The organism is Belliella marina (assembly GCF_042682445.1).
Lineage (GTDB): Bacteria > Bacteroidota > Bacteroidia > Cytophagales > Cyclobacteriaceae > Belliella > Belliella marina.
In genome coordinates this window covers 48273-49287 of sequence record NZ_JBHUHR010000049.1, presented here as the reverse complement: position 1 = coordinate 49287, position 1015 = coordinate 48273, and the positions used below count along the sequence as shown (strand labels likewise).

Genomic DNA, 1015 nt, shown 5'->3' with positions numbered 1-1015 from the left:
ATACCTAATGTAATCACTCCAAATGGAGATGGTGATAATGATACTTTTGAAGTCAAGGGATTGAACCGGTTTGTGTCAAACAATATTGTGATATTCAATAGGTTGGGAGATCATTTGTTTGAAACAGATGATTATCAAAATGACTGGGGTGCAGATGGGATTGTCGCAGGTACCTACTTCTATATCCTGAAAGTCACAGAAGCCAACGGACAGGAAAAGGTGTTTAAAGGCTGGATTCAAGTAGTTAAGGAATAGTATAATCAAATGAATTATGGTTAAAAGACCAGATTTTATCGCAAATAATACAAGGTTTTATCTAAATTTTAATAATATGAAAAAAATATTACTTTTAATTCTTTTTGTGGGCTTTGCCGTAGGTGCCAATGCCCAAGTTGGGATTGGTACGGCAGATCCATCACTTTCCTCCCAGTTGGAAATTATATCTTCTGATAGAGGTATATTGATCCCAAGGGTTCGACTGGAAAGTGTTGTAGATAGAACTACAATTTCATCAGGAAATGTAGAGAGTCTTCTGGTTTTTAATATTACGGACAGTGATTTGATCACTCCGGGGTATTATTATTGGTTTGATGAGAGGTGGAGAAGATTAGCTTGGACTGGTTCAGAGGCTAATTCAAACAACTTTGTAATTTATGATCCTACAACCAACCAGTTCTTTTATACAAATGAAGACGGGGACTTGGTGGCTATTGATTTAGGGGATTTAATCAACGAGACAGTAACGACTTTGGTTGACAATGGGGACGGCACTTACACACATACGAGTGAAGACGGCACGGTAACGGTTGTAGACGTGCCAGCAAGTGTAGTAAACCAGTTTGAGGACATCATAAACAGCGGTCCCGTAACCATCAACGGCGATACGTTCACCTCAATCGAGGAGTACATCGAGAACATCGTGGCACTCAACGAGACAGTAACGACCTTGGTTGACAATGGGGACGGCACTTACACACATACGAGTGAAGACGGCACGGTAACGGTTGTAGACGTA

The 1015-nt window shown here is 40.3% G+C and carries 1 protein-coding gene and 1 pseudogene; both read left to right on the top strand.

Going from position 1 to position 1015, the window contains the following annotated elements; all coding sequences use genetic code 11:
* A partial coding sequence (locus ACFSKL_RS22290) for a gliding motility-associated C-terminal domain-containing protein (RefSeq protein WP_376889498.1) occupies nucleotides 1–255 on the top strand: 255 nt, incomplete at its 5' end.
* Between the two features lie 76 nt (nucleotides 256–331).
* Nucleotides 332–1015: pseudogene (locus ACFSKL_RS22285) on the top strand (hypothetical protein); the annotation flags it as partial.